Source organism: Streptomyces sp. NBC_00386 (assembly GCF_036063235.1).
Taxonomy (GTDB): Bacteria; Actinomycetota; Actinomycetes; order Streptomycetales; family Streptomycetaceae; genus Streptomyces.
Map to the genome: position 1 here is coordinate 9,006,163 of NZ_CP107950.1, position 15,460 is coordinate 9,021,622.

17 protein-coding genes and 1 riboswitch are annotated in these 15,460 nt (G+C 71.9%); of the genes, 12 read left to right on the plus strand and 5 right to left on the minus strand.

Annotated features, from left to right (window positions below; all coding sequences use genetic code 11):
• The first annotated feature begins 13 nt into the window (after positions 1–13).
• On the plus strand, positions 14–643 hold the full coding sequence (locus tag OG780_RS39385) for a GNAT family N-acetyltransferase (RefSeq protein WP_328456429.1): 630 nt from the start codon (positions 14–16) through the stop codon (positions 641–643).
• 56 nt (positions 644–699) lie between these two features.
• Here OG780_RS39385 and OG780_RS39390 read toward each other — a convergent pair whose 3' ends face one another.
• Positions 700–2,154 (minus strand): MFS transporter, encoded by a 1,455-nt coding sequence (locus tag OG780_RS39390; RefSeq protein WP_328456431.1) that lies wholly within the window; start codon positions 2,152–2,154, stop codon positions 700–702.
• 182 nt (positions 2,155–2,336) lie between these two features.
• On the opposite strand from OG780_RS39390, the gene OG780_RS39395 reads away from it, so the two are divergent.
• Both OG780_RS39395 and OG780_RS39400 read left to right on the plus strand, forming a co-directional pair.
• Positions 2,337–2,792, plus strand: a complete 456-nt coding sequence (locus tag OG780_RS39395) for a MarR family winged helix-turn-helix transcriptional regulator (protein ID WP_328456433.1) — start codon at positions 2,337–2,339, stop codon at positions 2,790–2,792.
• Positions 2,793–2,910: 118 nt separating this feature from the next.
• The gene (locus tag OG780_RS39400) at positions 2,911–3,474 is read left to right on the plus strand and encodes a 3'-5' exonuclease (RefSeq protein ID WP_328456435.1); all 564 of its coding nucleotides are present in this window, start codon (positions 2,911–2,913) and stop codon (positions 3,472–3,474) included.
• Between the two features lie 42 nt (positions 3,475–3,516).
• Here the strand turns inward: OG780_RS39400 and OG780_RS39405 are convergent, their stop codons facing one another.
• Positions 3,517–4,110, minus strand: a complete 594-nt coding sequence (locus tag OG780_RS39405; protein ID WP_328456437.1) for a DinB family protein — start codon at positions 4,108–4,110, stop codon at positions 3,517–3,519.
• A 230-nt stretch (positions 4,111–4,340) separates the two neighbouring features.
• Between OG780_RS39405 and OG780_RS39410 the strand changes: the two genes are divergently transcribed.
• The 4 genes from OG780_RS39410 (at position 4,341) to OG780_RS39425 (ending at position 6,894) form a co-directional block, all read left to right on the plus strand.
• A complete protein-coding gene (locus OG780_RS39410) occupies positions 4,341–4,715 on the plus strand; it encodes a VOC family protein (RefSeq protein ID WP_328456439.1) in 375 nt (124 codons plus the stop codon).
• Between the two features lie 253 nt (positions 4,716–4,968).
• Positions 4,969–5,673 (plus strand): beta-glucanase, encoded by a 705-nt coding sequence (locus OG780_RS39415; protein ID WP_328456441.1) that lies wholly within the window; start codon positions 4,969–4,971, stop codon positions 5,671–5,673.
• A gap of 176 nt (positions 5,674–5,849) precedes the next feature.
• Entirely contained in the window at positions 5,850–6,023 is a 174-nt protein-coding gene (locus tag OG780_RS39420) for a hypothetical protein (RefSeq protein ID WP_328456443.1), read from the plus strand.
• A 124-nt stretch (positions 6,024–6,147) separates the two neighbouring features.
• Complete coding sequence (locus OG780_RS39425; RefSeq protein WP_328456445.1) at positions 6,148–6,894, plus strand: dienelactone hydrolase family protein; 747 nt, start codon at positions 6,148–6,150, stop codon at positions 6,892–6,894.
• Positions 6,895–7,037: 143 nt separating this feature from the next.
• On the opposite strand, the gene OG780_RS39430 is transcribed toward OG780_RS39425, so the two are convergent.
• Entirely contained in the window at positions 7,038–7,268 is a 231-nt protein-coding gene (locus OG780_RS39430; protein WP_328456447.1) for a hypothetical protein, read from the minus strand.
• A gap of 500 nt (positions 7,269–7,768) precedes the next feature.
• Positions 7,769–7,940: riboswitch (cyclic di-AMP (ydaO/yuaA leader) on the plus strand.
• A 7-nt stretch (positions 7,941–7,947) separates the two neighbouring features.
• Between OG780_RS39430 and OG780_RS39435 the strand changes: the two genes are divergently transcribed.
• A complete protein-coding gene (locus OG780_RS39435; RefSeq protein ID WP_328456449.1) occupies positions 7,948–9,810 on the plus strand; it encodes a C40 family peptidase in 1,863 nt (620 codons plus the stop codon).
• A 95-nt stretch (positions 9,811–9,905) separates the two neighbouring features.
• Here OG780_RS39435 and OG780_RS39440 read toward each other — a convergent pair whose 3' ends face one another.
• Positions 9,906–10,223 carry a hypothetical protein gene (locus tag OG780_RS39440; RefSeq protein ID WP_328456451.1) on the minus strand — a complete coding sequence of 106 codons (318 nt, stop codon included), beginning with the start codon at positions 10,221–10,223 and terminating at the stop codon, positions 9,906–9,908.
• A gap of 178 nt (positions 10,224–10,401) precedes the next feature.
• Between OG780_RS39440 and OG780_RS39445 the strand changes: the two genes are divergently transcribed.
• The 4 genes from OG780_RS39445 to OG780_RS39460 all read left to right on the plus strand — a co-directional run bounded on the left by OG780_RS39445 (position 10,402) and on the right by OG780_RS39460 (position 14,089).
• A complete protein-coding gene (locus OG780_RS39445; RefSeq protein WP_328456453.1) occupies positions 10,402–10,932 on the plus strand; it encodes a PadR family transcriptional regulator in 531 nt (176 codons plus the stop codon).
• Positions 10,933–11,016: 84 nt separating this feature from the next.
• Positions 11,017–12,192, plus strand: coding sequence for a DUF2306 domain-containing protein (locus OG780_RS39450; protein WP_328456455.1), 1,176 nt, complete (start codon positions 11,017–11,019; stop codon positions 12,190–12,192).
• Positions 12,193–12,255: 63 nt separating this feature from the next.
• Positions 12,256–13,182 (plus strand): hypothetical protein, encoded by a 927-nt coding sequence (locus OG780_RS39455; protein ID WP_328456457.1) that lies wholly within the window; start codon positions 12,256–12,258, stop codon positions 13,180–13,182.
• A gap of 214 nt (positions 13,183–13,396) precedes the next feature.
• Complete coding sequence (locus OG780_RS39460) at positions 13,397–14,089, plus strand: hypothetical protein (RefSeq protein ID WP_328456458.1); 693 nt, start codon at positions 13,397–13,399, stop codon at positions 14,087–14,089.
• 65 nt (positions 14,090–14,154) lie between these two features.
• Here OG780_RS39460 and OG780_RS39465 read toward each other — a convergent pair whose 3' ends face one another.
• Positions 14,155–15,384, minus strand: coding sequence for a PP2C family protein-serine/threonine phosphatase (locus OG780_RS39465; RefSeq protein ID WP_328456460.1), 1,230 nt, complete (start codon positions 15,382–15,384; stop codon positions 14,155–14,157).
• Positions 15,385–15,460: the final 76 nt, after the last annotated feature.

Below are 15,460 nucleotides of genomic sequence, written 5' to 3' on the forward strand. Positions count from 1 at the left end.
GGAGGATGCACCCATGAACCCAGTGCCGACCATTCGCCCCTACCGGCCCGCCGACCGCGCCGCCGTCGCGGAGGTGTGCGTGAGCACCGCGGACCTCGGCGGGGATTCGCGTGCCCTGTATCCCGACGAGGAGCTGATGCCGACGCTCTTCGCGGCGCCCTACTGCCATCTGGAGCCCGGCCTGGCCTTCGTCCTCGACGACGGGAGCGGCCGGGCGGTCGGCTATGTGGTCGGCACCGGAGACACGGCGGACTTCGCCGCCCGGTTCCGCGACACATGGATCCCTCGGGTCGCGCACCGCTATCCCGAGCCCACGACGCCGCCGCGCACACCCGGCGAGGTGATGGTCGGGCTGCTGCACACCCCCGAGCGCATGATCCTGCCCGAACTCGCCGCCTATCCGGCGCACCTGCACATCGACCTGCTGCCGGACTTCCAGCGGCGCGGCCACGGCAGAGCGCTGATGAACACCTTCCTCGCCGCACTGCACGACCGCGGGGTGCGGGCGGTCCACCTGGGCATGGTCACCGCGAACAAACCGGCCAGGGCGTTCTACGACCGTCTCGGCTTCCACGAGATTCCCGTCGACGACCCAGGGCCCCTCACCTACCTGGGAAGGCCGACGGCGGTGGCGGAAACGTGAACGCACCGGTTCCGGCGGACGGGGCCGCCGGAACCGGTGCGGGTGGTGCGTGAACCTCAGCGGGTGGCCGTGGCCGCTTCCGGCGTGGCCGTGAGGCCGGTCTTGTCGTCTCCGGCGGTGGCGCGGACGGCCGGAATCAGGGCGGCGATGGCCGCGGCCACCAGGGCGACACATCCACCGACGACGAGTCCGGTGCGGAAACCGTCCTCGGAGGTGAAGGTGTAGCCGCCCGCGCTGGTCGTCATCTGGGCGAGGATGACGCCGACGACGGCCGAGCCGACCGAGGTGCCCAGTGAGCGCATCAGTGTGTTGAAGCCGTTGGCCGCGGCGGTCTCGGAGAGCGGGACCGAGCCCATGATCAGGGCCGGCATCGAGCCGTAGGCGAGTCCGATACCGCTGCTGGTGACCATGAGGGTCAGCATGAGACCCCAGGCCGAGCTCATGAGAACCAGCGACAGCCCGTAACCGAGGGCGACGACGAGGACACCGCAGACCAGCGTGAACTTCGGGCCGCGGGCGTCCGTCAGCTTCCCGCCGAGCGGGGAGACGATCATCATCATGATGCCGCCGGGTGCCATCCACAGGCCCGCCGCGAGCATCGACTGGCCCAGGCCGTAGCCGGTGGCCTCGGGGAACTGGAGCAGCTGCGGGATGATCAGCATGCTCGCGTACATGCTGAAGCCGACGAAGACCGAGGCGACGTTGGTGAGCAGGACCCGGGGGCGGGCGGTGGTGCGCAGGTCGACCAGCGGGTCCTTGGTGCGCATCTCCCAGGCGCCCCAGGCGATCAGGACCACGACGGCGGCGACGAACAGCCCGAGCGTCGTCGCGGAACCCCAGCCCCAGTCGGCGCCCTTGGAGACGCCGAGGAGCAGGCAGACCAGGCCGGCGCCGAGTCCGAGCGCGCCGAGGACGTCGAAGCGCTGACCCTTGGCGCTGGCCGGCACGTCCGGGATGAGGAACCAGATCAGCGTTCCGATCGCCAGGGCCAGCACGGCGGAGCCCCAGAAGAGGACGCGCCAGTTCGTGTACTGGGCGACCGCGGCGGCGATGGGCAGGCCGAGGCCGCCGCCGATACCCATGGAGGCGCTGACCAGCGCGATGGAGGAGCTCAGCTTCTCCGCCGGCACCACGTCGCGCAGCAGGGCGATGCCGAGCGGCACGATGCCCATGCCCATGCCCTGGAGGCCGCGTCCGACGATCATCGGGACGACGGACGAGGAGAGCGCGCACACGACCGAGCCCACCATGAGCGGGATGGAGCAGGCGAGCAGCATCCGCCGCTTGCCGACCAGGTCGCCCAGCCGGCCGGAGACCGGGACGCAGACGGCCGCGACCAGCAGGGTGACGGTGATGACCCAGGCGGAGTTCGCGGGCGTGGTGTGCAGGATCTGGGGCAGCTCGGCGATCAGCGGGGTGACCAGCGTCTGCATGATCGCCGCCACGGTGCCGGCGAGGGCGAGCGTGGCGACCACGCCGCCCGCTCGGGCGGAAGGCTGGGGGGCGTCCATCAGGGACTCCTCGGGTCTGTCTGTGGCAAGGGATGTGCATCGTACATGTCTTATGTATCGCGCATGTGATGTGGCTCATGCATGTGATGTGGGCCGTGCATGGGGGTATGGGACCATGAAGCCGGGCCGCACCGATGTGCGCGGGACGCGCGGCTCAGGTGACACCGGGAGGCGGCAGGCGGATGGTCAGGCCCACACACGAGGTCGAGTACGAGCAGATGCTGCTCAGCCGCCACGGATGGATGAACCACAGAGGCGGCCGCACCAAGGACGGTGTCCTGGAGCGCAGCGCGTACATCCTGCTCAGCCGTATCCGGATCCAGGGGCCGATGTCGATCGGTGAGTTGAGCGACGCCTTCGGGCTCGACGCCTCGACCCTCAACCGGCAGACCGCGGCGGCGATGCGTGCCGGGCTCGTAGAGCGGATCCCCGACCCCGACGGGGGCATGGCCCGCAAGTTCAGCATCACCGACGAAGGGGCGCGGCTCCTGGACCAGGAGCGGCAGGGGCTCATCGACGCGCTGGACCGGGTCATGGCCGACTGGCCGGAGGACGACATCGCCGCGTTCGCCTCCTACTTGCGGCGCTTCAACACGGGCATCGAGCGCATCGGCGGACGTCCCTGGCCGCGCCCGTGAGCTGAGATCCGACTGCCGCCGCTTCTCGATCTCCTGGCGGCGAGGTCTCCTGCTGACGGGCGGGGCGGGGCGGAAAACCCGGCGACGCGGTGGCGTGCCGCCTTCTAGGCTCGCCCGCATGAAGAGTTCCGGGAGACTGCTGAACGTCGTCGATGTCGAAGCGACCTGCTGGGAGGACGCGCCTCCGCCCGGAGCGGTGAGCGAGATCATCGAGATCGGCCTGACGGTCGTCGACCTGGACGAGGGTGTCCGGCTGGAGAAGCACCGGCTCCTGGTGAGGCCCGCGCGGTCGACGGTCAGCGCCTTCTGCACCCAGCTCACCGGGCTGACGTCGGACGAGGTCGAGCAGGGGGTCGAATTCGCCGAGGCCTGCCGCGAGTTGGCCGCGCGGCATCGTACGGGGGAGCGGCCGTGGGCGAGTTGGGGCGACTACGACCGTCATCAGTTCACGCGTCAGTGCGCGGCCACGGAGACTCCGTACCCCTTCGGCCACCGGCACGCCAACGCCAAGGCGGTCTTCACCGCAGCTCACGGGCTGCGGAAGCGGCCGGGGATGGCGCAGGCCCTCCGCCTGGCCGAACTGCCCCTGGAGGGGCGGCATCACCGGGGCGAGGACGATGCGTGGAACATCGCCGCTCTCGTTCTCGACCTGGCGGGGCGCGGGGCCTGGCCGGGTGCGTGACGCCCTCGGCACCCGGCCGGCCCGACGGATCCGGCGCCGGTGTCAGCCGATCTTGTCGGCGTCCCGGGCCGCCTGCTCCAGCCGCGCCCGATAGTCCTCCCACCACGCCGCGTCACCCGGCATCAGGCTGTCGTTGTCCTCGTTCATCCCGGCGGCGCCGTCCATGAGTTCGCGGATGATGTCGGCGTGCCCGGCGTGCCGCTGGGTGTCGGCGAGCACACGAACGACCGCGTGATGCAACGTCACCTCGTTCTTCCCGGCGGGCCACCACGGCACCGTGCCGGTCGTCTCCAGCGGCAGCGCGTCGATCGTCGCGTCCGCGTGAGCCCATGCCCGGCGGTAGAGCCCCACGACGAACTCGCGTGTCTCGTCCGCGGTGGCCCACATGTCCCCGTTCGTCTCGTGGGCGTGCTCCAGCCAGGGGAGCGGCTCCCCGGACGGCCGTCCGAAGGTGTCGCCGAGGTAACCCAGTTCGATCGTGGCCACGTGTTTCACCAGACCGAGCAGGTTGGTCCCGGTAGGGGTGAACGGGCGGCGGATGTCGTATTCCGAGAGACCCTCGAGCTTCCAGATCAGGGCGTCGCGAGCCGACTGCAGATAGCGGTGGAGTTCGGCCTTGGGGTCCGGTGAAGTCATGGCGTTCAGTCTGCCGCGCCCGGGGGCGTTGTAGTGGTCGACCGGATCAAGTAGCGTCACCGACGTGAACACCGGACCGGCGTCGAGCCACACACGGATGGGCAATCCGGTGGAGGGCTGATCGCCCGATGGGTGCGCCGAAGGCACCGTCTCAGTCCGGCACGTGGACCTCCCAGTGCTTGTGCACCGCGAGTCCCTTTTCCGTGTCGAGCACTACTGAGGTCAGTCGAATGACAGTCACCTTCAATCACACCATCATCGCAGCCAAGGACCGCCACGAGTCGGCACGCTTCTTCCGGGAGCTGCTGGAACTGCCGGAAGCGCCGTCCTGGGGGCCTTTCACCAACATCCAGCTGACGGACGGCGTGCTGCTGCAGTTCGCCGAGCCCCCGGTGGACATCCAGATGCAGCACTACGCGTTCCTGATCGACGACGAGCTGTTCGACCGGGCCTACCGGCGGCTCTGTGACGACGGCATCGAGCACTGGGCCGATCCCCGGATGCGGCGCTCGGGCGAGATCAACAACGAACACGGCGGCCGGGGCGTGTACTTCAAGGACCCGGCCGGCCATGCCATCGAGTTGATCACCCGCCCCTACCTGTAGTCGGCGGAGCCTGGTCGGGTGCGCGGGACGCGGCACCCGACCAGGCGGCCGGCCGAACCGGGCGCCGTGCGGGCGGGTACGGGGGTGCGGGCCGTGGGGCGAGGCGCGGCAGGCCGAAGACACGGTGCGCCGGAGTACGACTGGTTCACCCCGATGGGTTGTTTTGTGGCGGGTTGTCGTGAACAGGGCGTGGATGTCCGGTGCTTGGGGAGAACCTGGAGGTACGCGCAACGTCGTCATCGAGGAGTGCCGCGTGTCCGATGTCGTCTTCACGGCGGATTTCGCCTCGCCTCGTCAGTGGGTCGCGGGCCATTCCTGGGCCTATCCCGACGGCGGTCCGGTCAATCCGGACGACGGGAAACTCGACCATCTGGTGACCGACCCCGCCTACTGCCGGACGGGCCGCTTCTTGGCCACGCGACGCCCGGACGGTGACTGGGACGCGGGCCTCCTCACCACCGAGGGCAGCGCGGACGGGTTCATGGTCCGTACGGGGGACGTGCTGGAGACGCGGGTCAAGCTGCCGACGGCGACCGGGGCCTGGCCGGCCGTCTGGACATGGCGGGACGGCGGTCAGGAGATCGACGTCTTCGAGTACCACCCCGACAACCCGGACCTGCTGGAACTGTCCAACCACGTACGCAACACCCACCGCTACTACCGGAACCCCGCCATTCGGCCGGGTGCCTGGGTCGACCTCATGGTCGAGTTCGGCGCCCAGCGGGTCGTGTGGTGGGTGAACGGGATCCAGGTCTTCGACGACCGGCGCGGAGTGGGCAGATCCTGGCACGCCTATCTCATCGTCAACCTGTCCGTATGCGCCGGGCGTTACCACCCGCCGCCGCCTCCCGAGGCCTTCGAGATGGACTTCGAGGTGGCCCGGCTGACAGTCCGCAGGTCCCGGGTCGGCAGGCCCTTCCCCGCAACGGAGGAGTACGGCGCCGACCTCCTCGACTGAGACGGGAACCGGGCGGCCGTCGGCGGGAGCCCGGAAGCCGCACGCCGGCCACTGAGATCCGCGGGCCGGGCACCAGAGTCCTCGGCAGGTGCATCCGCCGAGGCCCTTGGCGCGGAAGCACGGCATCAGAAGCGACGCCGCGCCGGTGCGCGTCGCACCGACAGGTGCCGAGGACCATGCCGAATCCTGAGCCGGGGCGGGACGCCCCCGAGACCGCCTACATCAGTCACGTCGGCAACTGCCGCACGTGCCGACGGGAGTCGGGACGCTGCCCACAGGCGGCACGCCTCTGGCGCTTCTACCAGGAGTGGCGCGACGGTTACCGCGCGCGGCCCGAGAACACGGGCTGAGACCACGGCTTGGTCGGCTCCGGATGAAGGGTGGCAGGTGGTCGGCGACCGGTGGCCGGTGAGACGATCCCTCCTCACGGTCCGGTGCGAGGCGTGCGGGAGCGCCGCGAGGTGGAGAGGTGTCATGCGAGGCTCTGTGCGGATGTCCGCCGATGATGTGTCCCGGTCCGGGGCGAGCGGCGCCCCCGTGGCGCTGCGGCCGTGTCACGTCGTCCGTCCGGACGCGGGTCCCGCGCGTGCCGCTGTACTGATCCTTCACGGTGGAACCGTCGACAGCAAGGACCCGTTGCGGCCGTGGAATGTGGCACGCGCCCGGATGCGGCCGTTCGTGCGCTCCGTGACGCGGGCCCTGCCGGACGGGAACGCGTTCGTCGGGCAGGTGCGCTACCGCTACCGGGGATGGAACGGCGTTGACGCCGACCCCGTCGCCGACGTTCTGCGGGCACTGGACGAACTCGCCGCTCTGGTGGGGGAGGTGCCGGTCGTGCTCGTGGGCCATTCGATGGGCGGGCGCGCGGCCCTGCGGGCCGCGGCCGCGCCTCAGGTCCGGGCCGTGGTGGCGCTGGCGCCCTGGTGCCCGGAGGGTGAGCCGGTGGCCCACCTCCGGGGCAAACGCGTCATCGTGCTGCACGGCGACCGGGACCGGGTCACCGACCCCGCGGAGTCGTTCGCCCTCGTCCGCCGGGCCGTGGAGGCGGGATCCTCCGCGAACGCCGTGCGGGTCGAGGGCGGTGACCATGCCATGCTCCGGCGCGCGGGGACCTGGCACAGGGCCACGGGTGCGACGGTCGCCGATCTGGTGATCCGGATCGGCGCTGGGCTCGACCCGCTCCCCGCCGAACGGCCGGGCGGCGAGCCCGGCGTCCTCTGACAACCCGTCGGGAGCGGCTGCTCCATCGGCCGCCCGGGACGTGCCGGCCGATGGAGCAGACGGTCACCGGTTGGCGTTCGAGGGTCGATGGCCGCCAGGGACGTCCGGCCGGTCCTCGGCCTCCGGTCGGATTCGGCCGGCCGTCAGGGGCCGCGGGTGTCGAGCCGGTCGTCGGGATCCGGGGTGGGGGAGAAGGGGCGCCGGGCGCCGGACGACGGCCGTGCGGTGGACGCGGGAAGCGGGGCGCCCGTCGACGGATCCCAGCTGAGGATCCACTCGAAGTCGCGTTGCAGCCGACGGGCCTCGCTTCGCACGAGCGTCGGTATGTCGCCGCGTTCGGAGATCAGTTGGGCATAGATCGGCGCATCGTGCACGTGGGGATCCTCGACTCGCTCTCGTGGTCTGACGTGCCTCGACGGTACGGCCGGCACGTGGTCGCAGTGGTCATCCGGCCAGCTCGGCCAGAACTGGTCAAGGTGTGACCAATGGGTGCCGTCGATGTCGAACGACATGCCAGGGAACGTCAGTTCTGTGCACGCTTTCGACACATCCGGGGCGGCTGGGCGGGTGACCGGCGGACCTGGACGGGCCGGCCCCGTGCGGGTCGGCCGGCGATCGGGGTGGAGCGGGGCGGTCCGGCCGAGCGGCGTCCGGGGCGGGGCCGGGACGGGCATCGGGCCCCGAGCGCCCAACATCCTTGCTCAGCGGCCTTTTCGAGCACGGCCCGTGTCCTCACCGTCGCGCTGCGAGGTGATGCGATGAAGGTCACGAAAATGTATCGGACATCTGGGACGTGGATCTTCACATCGGGTGCACAACATGGCTAAGTTGGCGACCGGGCCGCCCGACTCCCTCCGGCGGAGCTCGCCGGGCGGCGCGGCCTCCGCCGAATCCTGCCTGTCCTCGTGGCAGCTGGAGCCGGGGACCCACCGAACTTGGGGTGAATCGGCCAACTGCCTTACGGGGCAGGGGCCGTAGGGCATACCTTCCGGAATCGTCCGCCCGAACCCGACAGCTAACCCGGTAGGCGGACGACGGAAGGAGCACCACTCCATGGCGCCGGAACGCACCCCGCCCAGCGGCGAAGAAGTCGCCCGACGGCTCTCGTCCCTCTACGACCAGGCGGAGCTCGCCACCGGTAAATTCAACGGGACCCGTGCCTCGGCGAACTCCACCCGCAGGCCGGGCCGACGGGGCGCCGGTCAGGGGGGCGGGGGTTCCGATCCCGCCCAGGAAGATCTGATGCGGCAGTTGTACGACGGGGCGCGCTCCCGGTACGGACCCTCGGCTCCGGCCACCCTTCCGGCCGACAGACAGCCGGAGCGCGGCGGCGGGAGTGCCCGTCCGAGGGAGGGTGCGAAAGGCCCCAAGGGGTCCGCGGGGGAACTTCCGACGGTGTATCAGCTGGAGCAGATCATCCGGCCTGTCGCCGAGTTGACAGCGGCACCGATGCTCGAGCTGACCGCCGGTCCGGCCTCGGAGCCGGCCGCGCGCCCCGTCCTGGAGCTGACCGCGGGTCCGGCGGCCGGGACGACGGCCGGTCGCGCCCCGGCACCGGGAGCCGAGGCGGCGGGCCGTGCGGCGCTTCCCGCGGGGTCCGTTCCGGAGACCGCCTCACAGAAGTCGTCGCTGCACGTCAAGAAGCAGACCGCCCGGCGCAAGCTCGCCGCCGCACAGGAGCTGATGGCACGGTACGCGGCACGGCAGAGCATGCCCGTCGCGCAGGCCCCGGCGATCGAGTACCGGCCGGTGGAGGAACCCCGGCTCCCGTCCTTCCCGTCGGTCGGTCAGACAGGTTCGTTCCCGTCGGTCGGTCAGACGGGTTCGTTCCCGTCGGTCGGTCAGACCGGCTCCTTCCCGTCGGTCGGTCAGACGGGTTCGTTCCCGTCGGTCGGCCAGACCGGCACGTTCCCCTCGGTCGGTCAGGCACCCGTGTTCCAGCCGGCGCCCCAGTTCGCCCCGTACGAGCCCACGCCCCAGCCCGCGGCACCCCAGCCGGCGCCCATGCCCATGGTCTTCGACACGGGCTCCATGCCCGGGGCGTACGAGGCGGCGCCCCCGACCGGCGAGTACAAGTCGGTCCTCCTGCCCCTCGGGTACGAGGCGGCGCCCCCGACCGGCGAGTACAAGTCGGTCCTCCTGCCCCTCGGGTACGAGGCGGCGCCCCCGACCGGCGAGTACAAGTCGGTCCTCCTGCCCCTCGGGTACGAGCCGCCGCCCCCGCCCTCCGAGTACAAGTCGGTGCTCCTGCCCCTCGCGTACGAGACGGCGACCCCTCCCAGCTCGTACCAGCCGGCTCCGATGCCCCCGGTGAGTGAGCCGGTGCCTCAGCCTCCGGTGTACGAGCCGGCACCGGGTCCCGCCGCGTATCAGCCGGCCCCCGTGCCTCCGGCGAACCAGCCGGCGCCCCCGCCGGCCGACGACGCCTGGCGGCAGTCGCTGCGGACGGCCGGCAAGCAGCAGGCGTGGCCCGCCGCTCCCGGAGCCGTCGACACGAACCCCGGGTTCAGTATCGACAGCCTCGTCGCGCCCGCCGCCCCGCCGGTCGTCGGACCCGACAGCAGGGCCGCGGAGGCGGTCGCCTTCGCCCGCGCTCAGGTCGGCAGACCCTGCGTGTGGGGAGCGTCCGGACCCGGTTCGTACGACCCCTCAGGGCTCACGCAGGCGTCCTGGAAGAGCGCCGGGGTCATGCTCCCCCGTGCGACGCAGGACCAGGCACAGGTCGGCCCGGCGGTCGCCCTCGGCGCCATGCAGCCGGGTGACCTGGTCTTCTTCCACGCCAACGTGAGTCACGTCGGCCTCTACGTGGGTGACGGCATGATGGTCCACGCTCCGAGTCCCGGAGCGCGCATCACCGAGGAGTCGGTCGAATACGCCGGACAGGCGGCCATCCACAGCGTCGTACGTCCGGTCTGAGCTCCGGTCCGGCTCAGGGGCGTACCGCCGTCCGGGGCGTACAGGCCCGTTCGTGGAGTGCCGTCGTCCGCGAGGGCGGGCGCGGTGGCGTGCCGTCAGAACTCGCTGTCGATCCCCGTGACGGCGGCAGGCCCCAGCGGGGCGTCGTCGGGGGACAGGCCGCTGTCCAGGAGTGCGCCGGAGACGAGCCGCACGGCTTCGGCCTCGGCGCTTCTCCGGTCCGCGGCCTCGACCTCGAGCCGGACGGAGAACCTGTTGTCCTCGTCGACGGTCAGCAGGCTCAGCTCCTCGCTCTCGCCCAGGTCCGTGTTCTGCGGATCCTGGGGGCGAAGCCTGCGTTCCACGTCGGCACGGGAGGCATCCGGCAGGCCGTGGACGAACGTCCCGGGAACGGTGATGACGTAGGTGGTCACAGGAGCTCCTAGTGCGGCCGGCGAGTGGGCCTGAAGTGCGGTCGGTTGTGTGATCGCCCGTATACCCCGCATTGTGCCGGGCACCCGGATCTTCTTCGCGTCGGGCGGAGCCGGCGGTGCGGTGAGCCTGCCCGGCGGTGCCTGCCGCCCGGTGATCGTGTGGCGATACGGTCGCCCCATGGCTGACGCTCGGTTGACCACCGCCTCGTATCTCGTCCTCGGCATCATCGACAAGCTGGGCGAGGCCAGCGCGTACGACGTGAAAGGGGAGGCGGCGCGGACGGTCGCGCCCTTCTGGTCGGTGCCGCACGCGCAGGTGTACGCGCAGTGCGACCGTCTCCTCGACGCCGGGATGCTGTCCCAGGTGCGGCAGGAGAGCGGCCGCAACCGCAGGGTGCTGACGCTGACGGACCAGGGCAGGGCGGCCCTGCGGGGCTGGCTCGAGGACCCCGAGTTCGTCCCGGTGGAGGCTCGTGAGCGCGGCATCCTCAAGCTGTGGTTCGGTGGCGAGCCCGCCGTGCTCGGTCCCGTACAGCTCGGTGAGCACCGCCGGACCCTGGGCGAGTACGAGGAACTCGCCGAGACCGTCGGGGAACTGCTGACGCGCGGGCAGCGGGACGCGCTGGAGTTCGGAATCCGGTACGAGCGGATGATGATCGACTTCTGGCAATGGGTGCAGCGCCGGGACGAGGACACGACAGACCGTTGACCCCGGCGGTGGACGGCCCTACCGTCTCGATAGTCCAAACGAGACTATCGATGGCCGGGCCGCGGCCACGAGCAGGGAGTCGTCGTGCGTCGTCCCACGGGCACCACCTGGCGCCGCCTCGCCGTCATCGCCGTGTCCGCCGTGTGCGTGGGCTACGCGCCGATCGCGATGACCGAGCTGTGGCCGTACGCGCACCCCGGCGCGCCGGCGTTCGGTGAGTGGATCCTGGCCCACGTGGTCTCGCCGCGCTACGTGGCCGACGCGCTGGCCACCCGGATCGGGCCGTACCGCCACAGCCTCGTGCCGATGATCGTGCACTCGGTGCTCGGTGGTGTGCTGATGCTGCTGGGCCCCGCGCAGGTGCTCACCGCCGTACGGCGGCGCACGCGGCTGCACCGGGGTCTCGGGGTGGTCTTCGCGGTGACCGTGTACGCCTCGATGGCGGGCGCCGGGCTGTACCTGGCGCGCACGGCTCCCGAGGACGCCTTCAGCGGCGCCGCCTTCTGGATCGTGCTCGCGACCATCCTGGTGGGCACCGTGATGAGCGTGACGTTCGGAGTGCTCGCCGCCGTCGGAGGGTTCCCCGACCTGCACCAGCGCTGGATGCTGCTGTGCTACGGCTTTCTGCTGACCGCCCCGCTGCTCCGCTTCGAGTGGGGTGGCCTGCCGCTGATCCTGCCGGGACTGTCCATGGCCGAGATCAACCAGCTGGCCACCATGCACCTGGGCTCCGTCGTCGCTTTCGGCGCCCTGATCGCCTCGCGTTCCCTCGACCGGCGCGCGAAGGTCGCGGGGGTGTCCGGGTCGTGGGCCCCTGTGCCCGTCCTGGCCCTCGCGCACCTGGCCGGAGCGGCCGCGCTGACCTGGATCGCGCGCGCCTCGCTGGACCACGGGACGCGGGGGACGAGGCTCCTGCTCGCCTATCTCCTGCCGTACGCCGTCACGTACGCGGTGATGGCCCTGCGCGCGAGGCGCGCCGGCCGGGAGGGCCGCCTCTGGGCCCGCGAGGAGTGGCGTCTGCACTGGGTGGCCCTGTGCCTGGCGCCGGTGCTGTCGGCCGGGGCCGCTCCGCTCTTCGAACGGTCGCTGGGGCTCGACGGGCTCACGGCACTGGCCGCGGGGGCGGCGATCGGCTGCGGCGCCATGGCGTTCACGGCGACCCTGATCGTCAGCGTGCGCGTCATGTACGCACGGGAGGTCCTCAAGAGGGCCGTGCCCGCCCCCGGTTCGCCCTCCCGCCTCTCGGCACCGGTCTCGTAGCCCCCCTCCTCGCTCCCCGGCTCGTTCACTCCGTCGCGCCCTACGTCCGGAAACGGAATTCCCATGCCGAACGCATCCGACCCGCCCCGGCCCGACGACGTCCCCGGGCAGCCGAGACCCCTCGCGGCGGGCGGGCGGGCGCTGACCGCCGGAGTGGCGATGCTGGCCACTGCGGTCGCCGTGGTCAGTGTCCTCGTCGGCGGCCTGCTGGCGGCCGTGGCCCTCACCGGACACGTCTTCGGTGCGTGGCGCTCCCCCGAGTCGCTCACTCCAGGGCTGATCGGCGCGGCCATGCTCGGCACCGCGCCCGGACTCTTCGCGGTGAGCCGGGCCCGCGCCTGGCACGAGGTCCGCTCGCTCGTCCACCCGCTGGCGGTCGTCCTGGTCGGGCTGTTCACCGTGAGCCTGCTCAACGCGGGGCAGCTGTACATCGCCCGGGGCGGCTCCATCGTCCCCGTGCTGTTCAGCCTCGGCTGGCTCTTCGTGCTCGGCGCCCTGTGCGTGTGCGTCCTGATCGCGCTGTTCCTGCAGTACCTCACCCCCGGCCGGCCGCTCGGCCCGCGCGGTGCGCCGCTGCCCGGCTGGTCGAAACCGGCGCTGGCCGTGCTCGGTTCCGCGTGGCTCGGTATCGGCACGGGTCTGCTCGTCCGGCCCGGTTTCTGGGCCGACTTCGTGCCGTGGAGCGTCGACCGCCCCGACGCGCAGGCGCTCGGGGTCTGGGCGCTGGCCCTCGGTGTCGGCGTCCTCGGCGCGCTCGCCGAGGACGACCTCGGCCGCACCGGCCCGGCTCTGATCGCCCTGCCCGGGACCGCCGTCGCCGTGACCGTCGTGCTGTCCTGCCGCGCTACTGCCGTCGACTGGTCCTCGGGTCCCGCTCTCTGCCTCGTGCCCATGGTGGCCGGGCTCCTGCTGGCTGGCCTCAGCGGACGCGTCCTGCTGGCGCGATCCTCGGCGGTACCACCCCGCCAGAACCCCGCCACCGAGGGCTGAGAGAGCCGACTGCACCCGGAATCAGCATATTTGACACTCCGTCACCAGGATGTCTGGACCGCCTTCGCTCCCGGGGGGTCCGACCGGATCCTCGCTGCCGACTCCCGGCAACGTTGTCCACGCCATCTGTTCCGGACCGGGGCAGGGCCACGGCCCGTGCCCGGACGGCAGGATACGAGGCGTCGAACGACGAGGAATGGTGGGTGGTCCAGGTATGCGCGGGTGGCGTCGTCCTGCGCCCGTCCGGGAGCCGGACCTGACGGCGTACATGCGGAGCACGGTGTGGGGGCCCTCCGAGTTCGTCGGATGGCCGCCCCGGTGGCTGGTGGGAGAGGGAATCCTCGCCGGAGTGCTGGGGGTCGGATCGATCGTCGGCGCGGGGGTCCTCGGCGACCGGACCGGAGTGCCGGTACTGGCCAGCGGTGAGGCCGGACTCGTCTGCGCCGGGATCCTCGTCCTGCACCTGGTTCTCCTGCGGGCGGGGCGGGCGCTGATCGGTATCGTCGCGGCCCTCGGCGTGTGTCTCGCCCTCCAGACCCCGCAGGCCGCGGCGGACGTGGTGCCGGCGGACGGCGAGCGGGTGGCGCCCATGGTCGTCACGTCCGTCGAGGGCGGCGGGAAGGAGGGCGCGGGCCGCACCCGCTACCTGTGCTCGGTGGTCGCCCGGGACGGCGCACCGCTCAAGGTCCGCGTATGGCGGGGATGCGGGCGGACCACCCGGCCGGGGGACGTGCTCGCCGTCGTCTACGACCCCGGGGGGCGGATGCCGCCACACGCCCTGACCGCGGGACCGGTGCCGACGGGGCCGTTGCGTGCCCTGGCCGCCCTGGCCGCGGCCCTCCTCGCCGCATGCGTGCTCGCGGTCGTCCGCTCCCACCGGCTCACCCTGGCAGCCTCCACCGGGTGACGCCGTCCGGTGGCCACCGCCGCCGGGCGGCCGTCGGCCCCGGAGCCGTCCCCCGCCGGTCGGGTTCACAGCGGGAGGATCACCAGCGCCGTGTCGTCGGTGACGCCACCGGGCGGGAGCAGCTCCGACAGCAGTGCGTCGGCGAGGGCCTCGGGCTCGGCCCCCCGGTGGCGGATCAGCGCGGCGGCGAGTCGTGAGAGGCCTACGTCGATGTCCTCGGTGCGGCGCTCGATCAGACCGTCGGTGTACAGGACCAGGGTGTCGCCCGCGACGAAGTCCGTCGCGGCCTCGGGGCGGTCCGCGTGCTCCGGCCGGGCTCCCAGCGGCGGGTCGGTCGCCCCGTCCAGGAACTCCACTGTCCCGTCGCCGCGCAGGAGAGCCGGCGGAGGATGTCCCGCGCTGCTGTACGCGATGGTGTGCCTCTCCCAGTCGATCCAGGCCGTCACCGCCGTGGTGGACTCGGCACCCTCGACGGAACGCGCGTACAGCCCGAGCACCTCGAGTGCGCGCGCGGGACCGGCGGAGGCCCGGGACGCGGCACTGAGGGCACTGCGCAACTGGCCCATGACACAGGCGGCGGGCAGCCCGTGGCCCACGACATCGCCCACCGCGACCGCCATCCGGTCGCCGTCCAGTGCCACCAGGTCGTACCAGTCCCCGCACACGTTCAGCGAACTCGTGGCCGGCTGGTAGCGCATGGCGGCATGGTGCGTCACCACCTGGTTCGGTGAGGGCAGCAGAGCGTCCTGGAGCGCGACGGCGACCTCCCGTTCGCGGGCGTGGGCGCGCCGCAGGCGCTCGTTCACCTCCTGCAGTTCCCGGGCCCGCGTGTACAACTCGGCCTCCAGCACCGGGGTCCGGTCGCCCGGTGCGAGCCCGCCGCGGGCGCGGATGAGTTCGGTGACCTCCTCCACCCGGTGCACCACCAGCGCCACCGTGCCGTCCGCGTGGAGCACCGGGGCGTTGACCGGGCTCCAGTACCGCTCCTCCCAGACGCCCGGCCGGTCCAGTGACTCCACGTCGTACCGCTGGAGGGCCATGGCGTCGCGCTCGCCGGACTCCACCACCCGGCGCAGGGACGCCTCAAGGTTCCGCATCCCGGTGGAGGCGGGGTCGCCCGGCCGGTCGGGAAAGACGTCGAAGAGGTACCGGCCGACCAGTTGCTCCCGGGAGCGCCCGGAGTTGCTCAGGTAGTCGTCGTTGGCGTCCACGAAGACCATCTCCGGGGTGAGCAGGGCGACCATGCCGGGCAGGGCGTGGAAGACACCGCCGAAGTCGATCGCCGCTCCCGTCACTGGTCCACCGCCTCACGCCGCTGCCCTGGCCGTGCCCACGGCGGAAGCGGCGGAGCACCCTGCCCTGTGCCACCGG